Annotated in this window: 18 protein-coding genes; 8 read left to right on the top strand and 10 right to left on the bottom strand. The window is 51.0% G+C overall.

Features of this window, described 5'->3' with window-relative positions; all coding sequences use genetic code 11:
* The 7 genes from NF212_RS16110 to NF212_RS16080 all read right to left on the bottom strand — a co-directional run bounded on the left by NF212_RS16110 (window position 1) and on the right by NF212_RS16080 (window position 3,654).
* On the bottom strand, window positions 1–228 hold the full coding sequence (locus tag NF212_RS16110) for a hypothetical protein (protein WP_434357369.1): 228 nt from the start codon (window positions 226–228) through the stop codon (window positions 1–3).
* The gene (locus NF212_RS16105; protein ID WP_434357367.1) at window positions 225–1,766 is read right to left on the bottom strand and encodes a DNA cytosine methyltransferase; all 1,542 of its coding nucleotides are present in this window, start codon (window positions 1,764–1,766) and stop codon (window positions 225–227) included. The genes NF212_RS16110 and NF212_RS16105 overlap by 4 nt, the downstream gene beginning before the upstream one ends.
* Window positions 1,763–1,942 carry a hypothetical protein gene (locus NF212_RS16100; protein ID WP_434357365.1) on the bottom strand — a complete coding sequence of 60 codons (180 nt, stop codon included), beginning with the start codon at window positions 1,940–1,942 and terminating at the stop codon, window positions 1,763–1,765. Before NF212_RS16100 ends, NF212_RS16105 begins: the two co-directional genes overlap by 4 nt.
* A complete protein-coding gene (locus NF212_RS16095) occupies window positions 1,939–2,250 on the bottom strand; it encodes a hypothetical protein (RefSeq protein WP_434357363.1) in 312 nt (103 codons plus the stop codon). The genes NF212_RS16100 and NF212_RS16095 overlap by 4 nt, the downstream gene beginning before the upstream one ends.
* 71 nt (window positions 2,251–2,321) lie before the next feature.
* Window positions 2,322–2,738: a hypothetical protein gene (locus tag NF212_RS16090; RefSeq protein WP_434357361.1), complete on the bottom strand. Its 417-nt coding sequence runs from the start codon at window positions 2,736–2,738 to the stop codon at window positions 2,322–2,324.
* 9 nt (window positions 2,739–2,747) lie between these two features.
* Window positions 2,748–3,269, bottom strand: a complete 522-nt coding sequence (locus NF212_RS16085; protein ID WP_434360904.1) for a phage regulatory CII family protein — start codon at window positions 3,267–3,269, stop codon at window positions 2,748–2,750.
* A gap of 184 nt (window positions 3,270–3,453) precedes the next feature.
* Window positions 3,454–3,654 carry a Rha family transcriptional regulator gene (locus tag NF212_RS16080; RefSeq protein WP_434357359.1) on the bottom strand — a complete coding sequence of 67 codons (201 nt, stop codon included), beginning with the start codon at window positions 3,652–3,654 and terminating at the stop codon, window positions 3,454–3,456.
* A gap of 208 nt (window positions 3,655–3,862) precedes the next feature.
* On the opposite strand from NF212_RS16080, the gene NF212_RS16075 reads away from it, so the two are divergent.
* The 5 genes from NF212_RS16075 to hemE all read left to right on the top strand — a co-directional run bounded on the left by NF212_RS16075 (window position 3,863) and on the right by hemE (window position 7,997).
* Window positions 3,863–4,465: a helix-turn-helix domain-containing protein gene (locus tag NF212_RS16075; protein ID WP_434357357.1), complete on the top strand. Its 603-nt coding sequence runs from the start codon at window positions 3,863–3,865 to the stop codon at window positions 4,463–4,465.
* A 6-nt stretch (window positions 4,466–4,471) separates the two neighbouring features.
* Window positions 4,472–4,975: a hypothetical protein gene (locus NF212_RS16070; protein WP_434357355.1), complete on the top strand. Its 504-nt coding sequence runs from the start codon at window positions 4,472–4,474 to the stop codon at window positions 4,973–4,975.
* Between the two features lie 43 nt (window positions 4,976–5,018).
* On the top strand, window positions 5,019–5,522 hold the full coding sequence (locus tag NF212_RS16065) for a PH domain-containing protein (RefSeq protein ID WP_434357353.1): 504 nt from the start codon (window positions 5,019–5,021) through the stop codon (window positions 5,520–5,522).
* Between the two features lies 1 nt (window position 5,523).
* Window positions 5,524–6,567: a phage integrase gene (locus NF212_RS16060; protein WP_434357351.1), complete on the top strand. Its 1,044-nt coding sequence runs from the start codon at window positions 5,524–5,526 to the stop codon at window positions 6,565–6,567.
* A 365-nt stretch (window positions 6,568–6,932) separates the two neighbouring features.
* Window positions 6,933–7,997: a uroporphyrinogen decarboxylase gene (gene hemE, locus NF212_RS16055; protein WP_434360903.1), complete on the top strand. Its 1,065-nt coding sequence runs from the start codon at window positions 6,933–6,935 to the stop codon at window positions 7,995–7,997.
* Window positions 7,998–8,029: 32 nt separating this feature from the next.
* On the opposite strand, the gene NF212_RS16050 is transcribed toward hemE, so the two are convergent.
* Both NF212_RS16050 and NF212_RS16045 read right to left on the bottom strand, forming a co-directional pair.
* Window positions 8,030–8,626 (bottom strand): uracil-DNA glycosylase family protein, encoded by a 597-nt coding sequence (locus NF212_RS16050; RefSeq protein WP_434357349.1) that lies wholly within the window; start codon window positions 8,624–8,626, stop codon window positions 8,030–8,032.
* Window positions 8,627–8,628: 2 nt separating this feature from the next.
* Window positions 8,629–9,534 carry a D-2-hydroxyacid dehydrogenase gene (locus NF212_RS16045; RefSeq protein ID WP_434357347.1) on the bottom strand — a complete coding sequence of 302 codons (906 nt, stop codon included), beginning with the start codon at window positions 9,532–9,534 and terminating at the stop codon, window positions 8,629–8,631.
* A gap of 98 nt (window positions 9,535–9,632) precedes the next feature.
* Here NF212_RS16045 and NF212_RS16040 point away from each other — a divergent pair, with 98 nt between their 5' ends.
* Complete coding sequence (locus tag NF212_RS16040) at window positions 9,633–10,220, top strand: YjaG family protein (protein ID WP_434357345.1); 588 nt, start codon at window positions 9,633–9,635, stop codon at window positions 10,218–10,220.
* A 50-nt stretch (window positions 10,221–10,270) separates the two neighbouring features.
* On the opposite strand, the gene NF212_RS16035 is transcribed toward NF212_RS16040, so the two are convergent.
* Window positions 10,271–11,428: a CNNM domain-containing protein gene (locus NF212_RS16035; protein ID WP_434357343.1), complete on the bottom strand. Its 1,158-nt coding sequence runs from the start codon at window positions 11,426–11,428 to the stop codon at window positions 10,271–10,273.
* Window positions 11,429–11,655: 227 nt separating this feature from the next.
* Between NF212_RS16035 and hupA the strand changes: the two genes are divergently transcribed.
* Together hupA and NF212_RS16025 are read left to right on the top strand one after the other, a co-directional pair.
* Complete coding sequence (hupA, locus tag NF212_RS16030; protein ID WP_054674917.1) at window positions 11,656–11,928, top strand: nucleoid-associated protein HU-alpha; 273 nt, start codon at window positions 11,656–11,658, stop codon at window positions 11,926–11,928.
* Between the two features lie 44 nt (window positions 11,929–11,972).
* Window positions 11,973–12,665, top strand: coding sequence for a DUF1481 domain-containing protein (locus NF212_RS16025; protein ID WP_434357340.1), 693 nt, complete (start codon window positions 11,973–11,975; stop codon window positions 12,663–12,665).
* The last annotated feature ends 114 nt before the right edge of the window (window positions 12,666–12,779 follow it).

Here is a 12,779-nt window from a genome sequence, read left to right as displayed (position 1 = left end):
TCAGAGTGCCGCAAGCTCTTGAGCCGGTACCAGCATGAAAGACTGTTCACCTCGGGTGATTACGTTGCCTTGCACACGGTCAGCGCCAATAAAAACGGCGGCATCTGAAACCACAGTGGTTTCGTCGGCCACGTCTTCGGCAATCATCAGGGAATACGGCTCACCGCTCTCTGCACGGAGCGGCTTTTGGTCTTCGCCAAGGAAGACAGCAAACCAAGGCTGGTTCATGCTGCTGCCTCCATTTCTGCTTCACTAAAGTTTGCACTGGTTAGAACACGGGCCATTGTTGGTGGAACCGAGTTTCCTACGCGGGCGACCTGAGAGCGTTTTGCTAACTTTTTACCGTTCTCGTCATGGCTGATTTTGTACGTAGGGGGGAAATCATGAGCAGCGTAAAGTTCATGCGGCTCCAACATTCTCATGCCGATATCAATAATCTGATATTGCTCTCCGTGAACCGTTACCAGAGCAAACCGATCTTGGGTTGTAACAGTAGCAAGTGGAGTGTTGCAGGCTTCTGCATGACTGGTGCCGTAGTACTTGAGCAAAAATGCTCGAACTTCACCGAGGTGCAATCCGCCAGCCGAAACGGTATGAAGAGGCTCGTTAGTTCCGTGCCCGATGTTGGTGCCGCGCAATTTGATCATGTGACTCGTTTGAAGGATGTCATCGCCCTTTCCATAGATGGGATCGTATTCTTCGCGAGCCCCTCCAAATTCTTTGGTGGCGGCATGCCATTGTTCCCATGACTGCGGGTTGTCTGAAACGTTGGCTTTCTCAAGCTGAGCTGACACTAAGGCAAAATGACCACCTTTAACTTGGGCACAAATGGTGCGCAATGGTTCGTTTGCTGCCATGTTACGTTGGCTGCTGGCGTTGGCGTGCTCGGTAATAAAAGGAATTGCAGCATGTTCAGGAACAACGAAAGGCTTGTCTGAATTGAGAACAAATTTTTCCAGCCCTTTAGCGATACGCTTTAATGTGTTCTCTACCAAAGGCTTTTTACGGCCAAAAATAGATTTAACCGGGATACTCCAATCAATTATGTCTGCTGCTGTGCGATAGGGTTGCAACCCGTCACCGTGAGTAGGTGCAGGCCACTGGATAGGTTGGCTGTCATTTCGACCGACAAGGAAAAAACGTTTGCGTGTAGTCGGCACGCCAAAATCACATGCAGACAGAACGCGGTATTCAATGTGGTATCCCAACCCCTTTTCAAGTTTCTCATACGGAAAATCATCACCCAGTGAATTGCGGATTTCATCCCATGCAGGGTGACCGATTTCAAGACCGGAAGTCAGGCATTTGATAAAGGCTTCGAAGGTTTCACCTTTTCGCTCTTTGATTGGGCGGAATTTACCTGGTGCGTATTCTTGCAACGGACCCCATGTCATAAACTCTTCTACGTTTTCCAGCATAAATACGCGAACCGGAACGAGAGCAGCCCATCGAACGGCAACCCACGCCAAACCACGAATGTTTTTTGATACCGGTCGATTGCCCTTTGCTTTCGAGAAGTGTTTACAGTCAGGGGAGAACCAAGCCAAACCTACCGGGCGACCATTGCACGCTTCCACTGGGTCTACATCCCATACACTCTCACAATAATGTCGGGTTTCCGGGTGGTTAACCTTGTGCATGGCGATAGCTTCGGGATCATGGTTAATCGCAATATCAACGTGACGGTTTAATCCCAACTCCATACCAGTGCTGGCACCGCCGCCACCTGCGAAATTATCCACTACCAGTTCGTTTGCCTTGATCATGCATCTTCCTCCGCCAACTCACGCTGTGCTTCCGCAATAGCTTGGCGGCAGTATTTGATCTGCTGTCTTGATGCGGTGTAGTCGATACCGTCTGGCTCATCAGGAATCATGCACTCAATGCAGCAAGCCGCTGAACTCAAATGGCCAATGAGGTTTTGAATGGTTTCTCGTTTCATGCCACCACCTCCGCCTTATCACGGGCTTCGGCAACCAGCTCAATCAGCTTGTCTTCAATGGCTTTGAGGTCGTCGAGTGTGTCGGAGCATTCATGCCAGTAGACGTTAAACAGTCTATTCATTTCTCCTGCGATGTAATCTGTGTTCGTTGGATACACAGCCACAGAAATTCCAGCAACGTGAGGGCTGTAGCTGACGTGAATGTTCAGCACATCGGCACTTTCCATTGCCAGAGCCATGATGCTGAGTGCGACTTGTTGAGCAGTGGGCGCTAGGCGCATTTGCTCGGTAAGAGTGATTGTTTCCATTTTTAAGGTCTCCCAACCCAGAATTTAGCGACGAAAAAAGCCCACCGAAGTGGGCAACGCTCGCTTGCTGTCTAACGAAACTCTGCGGGTGTCAGGCGGTGAACCGGGCCTGCCACGTTTTCAAAACGGCGAACAACATCCGCCATCTTTTTGAGGCCAAGGCCAATGGCCTGAGCTTCTTCTTCACTGAACTCATCAAACGCCATGCTGATGTGGCGCTGTTGCAGGCCGGAGCAAAAACAAATCATCCGGCGCTGTTCTTCGCCCAGGCTGGCATAGGCAAGGCGGATTTTGTTTCGGGTGTACTCCGGCGAAAACATGGCTTTCGCAGCGGCAATGCTTTCCGAAATTGAGCGAACTGGCGCAGAGGCAACAAGCTGCTGAACCTCTTTTGTGCTGCGTGGCTGGCTGCGGAAGAACGGGCGAACATCGGCGGTTTGCGGCCTTTCTTCGGGTTTGGCTTCTATGAGCTTTTCTGCAACTGACATGATCATTCCCTATGCAATACCCGGCATCGGGAAACCATTCGCCACCATATCCGTGGCCATCCCGATAAATGGGTTAGTTGAAGCGGTGCGGTTTTCCAGTTCGTTGACCAGTAAAACCATGTTGGCGAGTGCGCTGTGGCATGACTCTTTAAGCTTTTGGCGCTTGGTGCGGGGCAACGTGGAATGCCCGACCAGCTCAATGGCATGGCGGGAAAGGTCACCCGCATGGGCGGCATTGACCAGCGCATGTTCTACCAGAGACTTGCCGCCACCGTTAGCCGGCACTTTGGCCGCTACCATGTCGAGCGCACAAAAAATGCCTCTGACTAACCCGTCGTCGCCGGTTGCTTCGGTGATGGCCAGCATGTCGCGCACGGTCAATTGGTGCTGCATGTTTGGGTTCATCTTGTTGCGGAGCATGTTCGGCTTCATTGCAACTTGCTTCGCAACATCTTCAAGATTGTGGCGATTCGCAAATGCAACGCATGAGTCGTCAAAAGCATATTGTGTGCGTTCGCGTAATTCGCACATTGAGGGTTTTTTGTTCATGACAGACACTCAAATGCAACATACGGATACGCAATTGCAGCAATCGCGACTAACTTTAACCACAGGGGGCAAGTTTCAGGATGCTGCTTGCGTGGCGGGTTCACCCCGTGCAGTCGCCCTTGTTGGCAAACAGGCACGGGGTTTGATTTGGTAGGGATAAGCCGAATCATGCGGCTTGCTCCAAGCTGCGCTTGTAGAGGGCAACGAGGTTGATAAGCACAGTAGAGTTTCTAGTGCGTTTGTTGAGGATTGGCAGCTCACCCCGGGCAATAAGGTCATCAATGGTGCGAGCACTCTGCCCAGTCATCTCTGCGAAGCGTTTTTTGGTCACGTAGGGCGCTGGAGGTGCTATTGCAAATGAACTCATGGTGTTATCCTTACTGGTTGTTTTTGCGTTTATTTGCGGTCTATTTCGTGCTAATGCATGTTCATCAATGCATTTGAGTTGATGTTAGATCGTCATTTGAATATTGGTCAACCTTAAAAATGCAAAAGAGTTTCTTAATCAATTCAAATGAGTTGTTTTTGTGATTCGCGTCACATCATGTTGATGCTAAAGAGTTGGGAGAATGGATATGGGGCGGTTAGTGGCAAAAGTACCTGCATTTGAGTATCTGAGCGGGAAAGAATTGGTCGATTTACTGAAGAAGGTTTATGAAGTTGACCATGACTATCAGTTAGCAGATTGGACAGGTGTCCCAGCGCCAACTATCGGCACATGGAAACAACGAGACCTGACTCCATACGAACTCATTATTCGCACATGCCTGGCTAAAGGTATAAGTCTGGAATATCTGGCACTGGGTAAAGGTGAACCGGGTGTGCCGGGATCATCGCAATCATTCTCTGAAATTCTGAACGCAAAGCGATTAGAAGCCGGTGCGCTTATTGATATTGAACCAGTTGTATTAGATAAGGTTTTTCTTGCTGAATCGCTAAACCGTGAAAACTGCCTGGCACTCCTAACAGACAAAAACAGCTATTTGATAAATATATCAGACACAGCGCCAATGTCCGGCGACTACCTGATTGATGTTGACGGTGTATTTTCCATTAACAGGATTCGACGCATTCCGGGCAAAAAGCTATCAGTTGATTTTGATGGTTCGCTGGTTGAAGTGGCCGAAGGTGATATTGAAGTTATTGGGCGGGTTGTTGCCACTATTAGCAAGGATTAACAGAAAATGAGCCAAACGGATTTGTACTTTGTTTATCTTTCCCAGCGAATGAATCTGTCTGCGGTGAAACTCTCTAATTGGTCTGAGACAGAAGATCACTTTCAGGGTATGGCTACGTTCGACGGCGACACCAGCTTTCGAACTTACCGCAAAGACTGCATTATTGAGATGCTGGATTCGCTGGAATCTTTAGCTGAAACCGAGATTGCTCTCATAGAGTTCCTTAACTCTCCCGCCAATAAAGATTTTAACCGCCCCAAGCCTAAACCAGTCGATACTTTTGATGTGCATTTCACTGGCTTCAAGAAAGATGACAAAGCCCGGTTAATCGAATTGGCGAAATCAGTTGATATGGTCGTGCGTAGTGAAGTCACCAAACATTTAAACATCCTCTGTTATGGCTACAACGCAGGCCCTAAAAAACTGGAAAAGGCCAGAAGTCAGGGAGTTTTGATTTTGGATGAACAACAGTTCATCGCATTTACTGAAACAGGCGAAGTGCCTGATTAAAAATTAATAATTTACCCAAGAAAAACAACATGGAGTTGCGCTAATGAAAGATTCTAAACATGTAATCAAGTTTAAAGAACGCCACCTTCAGAGTGGTGAAACTGTTCTTGCATGGGCAGATGGTTACATCGGTGAAATGATGGGCAAAGGCAAAGATACCCAACACAATGGTTCTTTGCTTGTCACTGAGAGCAGAGTTGTATTTTACCGAAAGGGTATTCTTGGTGAGGTTCTTGAAACCATTCCTCTAAAATCAATTACATCAATTGAGCGGCAGTCGACACTTGGCCTTCGAACTTTGCGTTTACATGCCAGTCATGATGATTTGACATTTAAAACTTTTGCAGACAAAGAGCAAGAACATGCCTTGATTGACGCTATCGAAGCAGGTCGCCAAGCTGATGCAAAAATTCCGGCAATCAATCAGCCTAATGCCAGCGATGATGCTTTCGATAAGATTAAAAAGCTTGCTGAATTGAAAGAGGCCGGTGTACTGAGCGAAAGCGAGTTCCAAGAAAAGAAAGAAAAGCTATTGGCTGAGATTTAACATGGCAGTTCGAAACCTTAAAGACGGCAGCGCCAAACCCTGGCTTTGTGACTGTTTCCCATTCGGCAAAAAGCACGGCAAAAGAGTGAGAAAACGCTTCGCGACCAAAGGGGAGGCGTTGGCTTTTGAGCGTTTCGAACTGGAAAAAGCATCGGCAAAGCCCTGGCTTGGTGAAAGCAAAGATTGCCGATCGCTGCTGGAATTGGCAGAGCTGTGGTTTCAGCTGCACGGCCAGCACTTGAAAGGGGGAGAGAAAAGCCTCTCCCGTCTGAAAAACCTGATTGAAGAACTTGGCAACCCAATGGCCAGAACCTTTACGGCCAAAGAGTTTCTTCATTGGCGCGCACACCGCCGCAACCGTTTTGCTGCTGAATATGGGAAAGACAAGGCTGTATCTGCCGCCACACACAATGTGGATTTATCTCTGCTCAAAGCAGTTTATAACTACCTGATTGCAGCTGACGAAATCAGTTATCCGAATCCGCTGGTGAATGTTCGCCGGGTTAAATCCGACCAGGCCGATATGAGTTATCTCTCTGAAGACGAAATCGTGCTTTTTATCGGGTCGCTGGCTAATGCCAGAAAAGGGTTAACCGTTCCACTGCAGCTGGTAACAAAAATCTGTCTTGCCACCGGCTGCCGGATTTCCGAAGCGGAGAACCTGGCTAAATCGCGGGTGACAAAATACAAGCTTACGTTCACCAACACCAAATCCGGCCAAAACCGGACGGTGCCAATCGCGCCCTGGCTCTATAACGAGATCACTGAATACGAAAAGGAACATGGCCTGCCTTTCCCAGAGGTTCGAAAGAATCTGGAAAAGCGGTTGGGTAAAGCCTTTCCCCATTTGCCTGCCGGGCAGAAAACCCACGTATTCCGCCACACCTTTGCAAGCCTGTTTATGCAGAAAGGTGGCGACATCCTCACACTGCAACGAATTCTTGGTCACGCCAACATCACAATGACCATGCGTTACGCTCACCATTCCCCCGGTCACTTAGCCCAGGCAACGGAATTAAACCCGCTTGTCGGCCTCATCGGATAGTGGCTCCAAGTGGCTCTAAAATGGCTCCTGAGTTTGTAAATATACCGTAGTATTTGCATGAATCTTACATTTAGTTAGTTCCGAGAAATCACCGCCAAGCCCAGTAAATACGCGCTAAAGCCAGTGATTTCGGGCAGGCAAAAAAAACCCGCCGTAGGGTAGGCGGGGTAAGATGCGATTATGGGTTTTTTCTTGTATAGCTTAGTTTTTATTGTCTGCGGGTCATTTTTTAACACGCGCTCAAGATCGCGGCAATGGTGCCTGAGGATCGTTTGTTATAAATATGATCCGGTTAACATTGGGTCTCTGTCGTCTGCAGGTTGGGGTGATACAATAGCGCCACTTTTAGCCTCAGGATTTAGATGATGACGGAATTGAAGAACGATCGCTATTTGCGCGCGCTGCTCAAAGAGCCAGTAGACTGTACCCCTGTCTGGATGATGCGCCAGGCCGGGCGTTATCTGCCTGAGTACCGTGAAACCCGCAGCCAGGCCGGTGACTTTATGTCACTGTGCAAGAATGCTGAGCTGGCGTGTGAAGTTACCCTGCAGCCATTGCGCCGTTTTAACCTGGATGCCGCAATCCTGTTTTCGGATATCCTGACCATCCCTGATGCAATGGGGCTGGGCTTGTACTTTGAAGCCGGTGAGGGCCCTAAGTTTGAGCGCCCGGTTACATGCCGCGCAGACGTAGACAAAATTGGAATCCCCGATCCGGAAGGCGAGCTGCAGTATGTGATGAATGCAGTCCGCACTATCCGTAAAGGGCTGAACGGCGAAGTCCCACTGATTGGTTTTTCCGGCAGCCCATGGACGCTGGCTACCTATATGGTTGAAGGCGGCAGCTCAAAGGCATTCACTAAAATCAAGAAAATGATGTATGCCGAGCCGCAGACCCTGCACCTGTTGCTGGATAAGCTGGCTGACAGTGTGATCTCTTACCTCAATGCCCAGATTAAGGCCGGTGCCCAGTCTGTGATGGTGTTTGATACCTGGGGCGGTGTGCTGACTCCTCGCGACTACAAAGACTTCTCACTCCAGTACATGCACAAAATTGTTGACGGCCTGATCCGTGAGAATGATGGCCGTCGTGTACCGGTGACCCTGTTCACCAAGAATGGCGGGATGTGGCTTGAACACATTGCTGCAACCGGTTGTGATGCAGTTGGCCTGGACTGGACCATTGATATCGCTGACGCCCGCCGACGTGTGGGTGACAAAGTGGCACTGCAGGGCAACATGGACCCATCCATGCTGTATGCCCCACATGACCGTATCCGAGAGGAAGTGGCAACTATCCTGGCTGGCTACGGTAATGGAACAGGCCATGTATTCAACCTAGGCCATGGTATCCACCTGGATGTACCGCCGGAAAACGCCGGTGTATTTGTGGAAGCAGTCCACGAGCTGTCCAAGCCATACCACGGCTAACCATATTGAACCCCGGTTTTTGCCGGGGTTTTTTATATCCTGGTACCATCCAGGAACCCTCTCACTTTTTCCCGCATGTAAGGTACCACCTCTTCCTCAAACCATGGGTTGCGCCGGAGCCACAATGTGTTGCGCGGGGACGGGTGAGGCAGGGGCAGGTAAGCCGGTGCCCATTGTTGCCAGCCCCGGACCGTTTCTGTCAGGGTTTTCGGCCGGTTTTCCAGGTAGCAGCGTTGGGCATAGTCACCCACAAGCAGCGTCATGCCGATGCCAGGGAGCAAATCGAGCACTTTAGGGTGCCACTGAGGCTGGCATTCCGGGCGGGGTGGTAAATCGCCGGATTTCCCTTTGCCCGGGTAACAAAGGCCCATCGGCATAATGGCGATTTTGCTCTCGTCGTAGAAGGAGTCCTTGTCCATGTCGAGCCACTGGCGCAGCCGGTCTCCGCTTGGATCATTCCACGGAATGCCGGTTTCGTGTACCCGGGTGCCCGGTGCCTGGCCGATGATCAGTAACCGGGCAGAGGCTGACCCCCTTATAACCGGGCGGGGCCCGAGGGGAAGGTGTGTCTCACACAGAGTACAGGCCCGGATTTGCCGGAAAAGCGCGTCGAGTTCTGGTTGACCCACTGTCAGTACCCCCTTTCCATGTCCACAACCGATTCCAGCTGCTCACCGCGTTGCCAGCGAAGGTAGTTGTCGGCAAAAAGGGCAAATACCTGCTGCGGGAAACTGTGTGCAGAAATATGGGGGGTAATGGTAACGGCAGGGTATTTCCAGAGCGGGTTGCCAGCCGGAAGCGGCTCTTGTACAAACACGTCCAGGAAAGCGTGTTGTACCTGTTTTTGCTCCAGGGCTTCCAGCAGCGCTGCCTCGTCAACCACATTGCCCCTGCCGACATTGATAAAAACAGCGTCACTGCAACGGCTGAAAAAATCCCGGTTGAATAACCCCTGGGTCTGTTTTGTCCCCGGCAGGGTGGAGACGATGATATCAGCGTCCGGCAGCACCGTTTCCATCTCACTGACAGCAATGCAGTTTGCGATGCCCTCAACCGGCCTTCCGCTCCGGGTGACCGCTGTGACCAAAAGCCCGAACATGCCGGCCATCCTACCAACATGGCTTCCAATTGAGCCGGCACCGACCAACACAAGGTGTTTCCCGGCAAGCCCTTCGTAGGGCAGTTGTTTCCATGTTTCGGCATTTTGCTGTTCCCTGTATTGCGGGAGATGCCTGAAATGGTTGATAAGGCACCCCATCACGTATTCGGCCATCAGCGCACCGAAAATACCCTGGACATTTGTCAGTATGTAATCCCGGCGGGGCGTTGTAACCAAGGCATCCACCCCGGCAAAGGTGGACTGCAACCAAGCCATGGTAGTGAAGCTGTCCAGTACTGGGGCAATACGCGGTGGGTCGGCAAGGACGATATCGGCTTCTTCAGGGCTCCGTGCAAGTACCAGTTCCGGCAGTCTGGCCCGGTGGAAGAGGTCAAGGTAGGCGTCGCGTTCCTGCGACTCAATCCATAATTTGTTCAAGGTGCGTCCTTTTGTCTGTCAGTTGGATAGAGTAAACTGCCGCCAAACAGGCCGGTGCTGACCGGCCGCTGGTCCGGTTAAGAGAAAACGAGCCTCCTATGCTGAGAAACCCCCTTCAACTGCGCCTCGAGAAGTTCGAGCCATGGCAGCAGGTTACTTTTATGGCTGCGCTGGTGGAACGCATGTACCCAAACTATGCACTGTTCTGCGAGCAGACTGAATTTGCCGACCCACGCCAGTTCCATGCGATTCTCGATACGGTCTGGGAATCCCTGACTGTTAAGAATGCCAAAGCTAACTTCGAGCGCCAACTGGAAAAGCTGGAAGACCTGATCCCGGAGAAAGAGGTGTATGACCTCTATCTGACCTACCCGGCGGTGGATGCCTGTGAAGCGATGGCGAACCTGCTCCACAGCCTGCTGGACCGTGACCTGATTGCCGAAACCGTGCTGAAAATCAGCCAGATTTCCGTGCGCAGTGTCGCCCAGCTTGAAGAAGCCCAGGGCGGCGAGCAAGTCACGGATGAAAACCAGAAGTCTTTTGAGTCGGTTTGCGGCGAGTGGGACATTCAGTGGGATATCTTCCGTGCCCTGAAAAATGCAGAGAGCCGCGATATCGAAATGATTAAAGGCATTCGCGCCGAACTGCGTGAATCCGGCATCAGCAACCTGGGAATCGGCCTGTAAGCCATTCTAACGGGTGAATTGAAAAGAGCGGGCCATTGCCCGCTCTTTTGTTATTTAACCTCTTCCAGTGCCTTTTGGGGGGCTTCTGTATCACCTTCAGCCGCGTCCTGAGCCTCGGCCTTCTCATCTTCGGGTTCAGACGGTGTTTCCTCTGTGTCATCATCCGGGCTTTCAATCATGCCATGTTGCACTTTCCAGTCTTCCCAGCGCTGGAACGCAAGCTGCTGCATGTCCGTGGTCTTGTCAGCCTCGTCGACAATTTCCGCCCCCACCAGATGCTCGAAGATGTCTTCAAGGGTCACAATGCCCTGGACCGTACCGTATTCGTCCACAATCATGCCAATCTGAGAGCGGCGAGCCATCAGGGTATCGAATGCATGTGGCACCGTGAAGGTATTCATAATCACAGGCAGTGGGCGCATTGCCGCCCCGAGCTGCTTGTGCCCGTCGCCGCGGCGGCTGGCTGCGAACAGTTCCAGGCGGTGGACAAAGCCCAGGATGTTGTCGCGCTGGCCGGCATAGACCAGAGGGCGTGAAAACGGCGTATCCTGGTGCTGGGTAATGAATTCATCAATTGTCAGGTCAGCAGGCACGCGGAACAGTACCGGGCGTGGTGTCATGATTCGGGTAACGGGTACCTCACGCAGCTCCAGCAGGTTAGAGAGCATTTTTGACTCATTGTCTGCCAGCTCTCCGCTTTCAGTTGCCAGCATCGCCATGGCTGAAAGTTCATCACGCATTTTTGGCGCTTCGTGGCCACGGGCCAAGCGGCTTGTGATCTGGTTGGAGAGCCACACGAGTGGTGCCAGCATCCAAACCATCCATTTCAGGATAACGGCAGATGACGGAGCAAGCTGGCGCCAGTATGTCGCACCAATGGTTTTTGGCACGATTTCAGAAAGCAGCAGGATAGCCAGTGTCAGGACACCGGAGAAAACCCCCAGCCAGGCTTCACCGAACACCTTTGCTGCCTGTGCACCGGATGCTGCTGCACCAACGGTGTGGGCGATGGTATTCAGGGTCAGAATAGAGGCCAGAGGACGGTCAATATCATCTTTCAGTTTACCGAGTCGCTCAGCAGCAGGATGTTGTTGCTGGCGGAGGGTTGCGAGGTAACTTGGGGTGATACTCAATAAAACTGCTTCCAACACGGAGCAAATAAAGGAAACACCAATCGCCAGGGCGATATAAACAATAAGCAGTGTCATTCTTTTCTCGATGAGTATGTGTAATTTTACCGTTATAAAATCGGGGCTTGTTGGCTAATAACCAATAGCGGAAGCCGCATAATACGTAACATTTTGTGAGGCTGCGCTCAGTTTATGGTTAAAGAGTCCGCATATAGTCGTCTAAGGCGCGACAAACCTTTGCCAGTCTGGCTTCTTTTGGATTAGAGTTGATTTTGTTGAAACAAAACACCTAGAAGGGAAGACTGATGAACAAAACCCAACTGATCGACCTGATCGCTGAAAAAGCAGACCTGTCTAAAGCACAAGCGAAAGCTGCACTGGAAGCCACACTGTCTGGTATCGAAGGTGCGCTGAAAGATGGTGATCAGGTTCAGCTGATCGGCTTTGGTACTTTCAAAGTTAACCACCGCGCTGCTCGCACTGGCCGTAACCCACAGACTGGTGCAGAAATTCAGATTGCTGCTGCTAACGTTCCTGCGTTTGTAGCTGGTAAAGCGCTGAAAGACGCCGTTAACTAATCTATACTCCGCCAAAACAAATCTCTGTTTTGGCGGAGCCTTCTATGCGTTTTATTGCCTCCCTGATTCTACCAGTTTTTTTATTGATTGGTGGCTGTTCAAGTTTTTCCGATCAAACTATTCCCGTTGAAACATTTATCACCGGCCAGACCGCGGGTGATGCGACCTCCATTTATTGGCTTGAACAAAAACAGGCTTTCCCGGTTTCCCTGAAATCCCGTGTTTATGTCGGCGATTATGGCCACTATGACAGTGTGTCGACCTGGCGTGCCGGTGTCCTGCGCGAGTTGCGCCAGCAGGGTGAGCAGTTTGTTGATGATGAAATCCAGCCGTTTTCACTGGTTCTTCGTTTTGATGACAATGGTGAAGCGGTTTACCAGCGCTACCGGGTCGGTGAGCGTGTGGTTCCCCTTTCCCCATCCCAGATTAAGACCCACCAAAGAAGTGTTGAACAGTCTCTGGATGTGGTGAAAGCCCTCAAGGCAGAAAGAGCCCGGCTGATTCAGGGGAAGATGCACGACGGTGAACTGGTTGCCTGTGGCAGCACCCGGGCGCGTAATGTGGCATTTACCCAACCGCTGCCAGCGTCTGTTGCGAAAAAGATTGCTACTGGCAGCCACTTTATTGCTGCGCTGGGAAAAGAGTCTGCCGGTGAAGTATCGCTTTCGTCCCTTTTGTTGCTTGACGGGCCGGAAGGCCAGTGTCTGACGCCGCCGCAATTAAGCGATGAAAGCTGATGCTAACACCAATCAGACAGTTTCCCTGATCATTCTGGTGGGGGGTGAAAGCATCTCTATCCAATAAATGAATCCAATGGGTAAAAACACATCCTGATACAAAAAACGGCCTTC

It is taken from the genome of Parasalinivibrio latis (assembly GCF_036825535.1).
GTDB lineage: Bacteria > Pseudomonadota > Gammaproteobacteria > Enterobacterales > Vibrionaceae > Parasalinivibrio > Parasalinivibrio latis.
The sequence above is the reverse complement of the archived record's forward strand: the minus strand, read 5'-3'. Positions and strand labels throughout refer to the sequence as shown.

Bases quoted from the DNA above. Each gene is read 5' to 3' on its own strand.
- NF212_RS16070 (WP_434357355.1), top strand. From the start codon at position 4,472: ATGAGCCAAACGGATTTGTACTTTGTTTATCTTTCCCAGCGAATGAAT.
- NF212_RS16090 (WP_434357361.1), bottom strand. From the start codon at position 2,738: ATGTCAGTTGCAGAAAAGCTCATAGAAGCCAAACCCGAAGAAAGGCCG.
- NF212_RS16085 (WP_434360904.1), bottom strand. From the start codon at position 3,269: ATGTGCGAATTACGCGAACGCACACAATATGCTTTTGACGACTCATGC.
- hupA (WP_054674917.1), top strand. From the start codon at position 11,656: ATGAACAAAACCCAACTGATCGACCTGATCGCTGAAAAAGCAGACCTG.
- NF212_RS16080 (WP_434357359.1), bottom strand. From the start codon at position 3,654: ATGAGTTCATTTGCAATAGCACCTCCAGCGCCCTACGTGACCAAAAAA.
- hemE (WP_434360903.1), top strand. From the start codon at position 6,933: ATGACGGAATTGAAGAACGATCGCTATTTGCGCGCGCTGCTCAAAGAG.
- NF212_RS16100 (WP_434357365.1), bottom strand. From the start codon at position 1,942: ATGAAACGAGAAACCATTCAAAACCTCATTGGCCATTTGAGTTCAGCG.
- NF212_RS16110 (WP_434357369.1), bottom strand. From the start codon at position 228: ATGAACCAGCCTTGGTTTGCTGTCTTCCTTGGCGAAGACCAAAAGCCG.
- NF212_RS16060 (WP_434357351.1), top strand. From the start codon at position 5,524: ATGGCAGTTCGAAACCTTAAAGACGGCAGCGCCAAACCCTGGCTTTGT.
- NF212_RS16075 (WP_434357357.1), top strand. From the start codon at position 3,863: ATGGGGCGGTTAGTGGCAAAAGTACCTGCATTTGAGTATCTGAGCGGG.
- NF212_RS16095 (WP_434357363.1), bottom strand. From the start codon at position 2,250: ATGGAAACAATCACTCTTACCGAGCAAATGCGCCTAGCGCCCACTGCT.
- NF212_RS16035 (WP_434357343.1), bottom strand. From the start codon at position 11,428: ATGACACTGCTTATTGTTTATATCGCCCTGGCGATTGGTGTTTCCTTT.
- NF212_RS16040 (WP_434357345.1), top strand. From the start codon at position 9,633: ATGCTGAGAAACCCCCTTCAACTGCGCCTCGAGAAGTTCGAGCCATGG.
- NF212_RS16105 (WP_434357367.1), bottom strand. From the start codon at position 1,766: ATGATCAAGGCAAACGAACTGGTAGTGGATAATTTCGCAGGTGGCGGC.
- NF212_RS16025 (WP_434357340.1), top strand. From the start codon at position 11,973: ATGCGTTTTATTGCCTCCCTGATTCTACCAGTTTTTTTATTGATTGGT.
- NF212_RS16065 (WP_434357353.1), top strand. From the start codon at position 5,019: ATGAAAGATTCTAAACATGTAATCAAGTTTAAAGAACGCCACCTTCAG.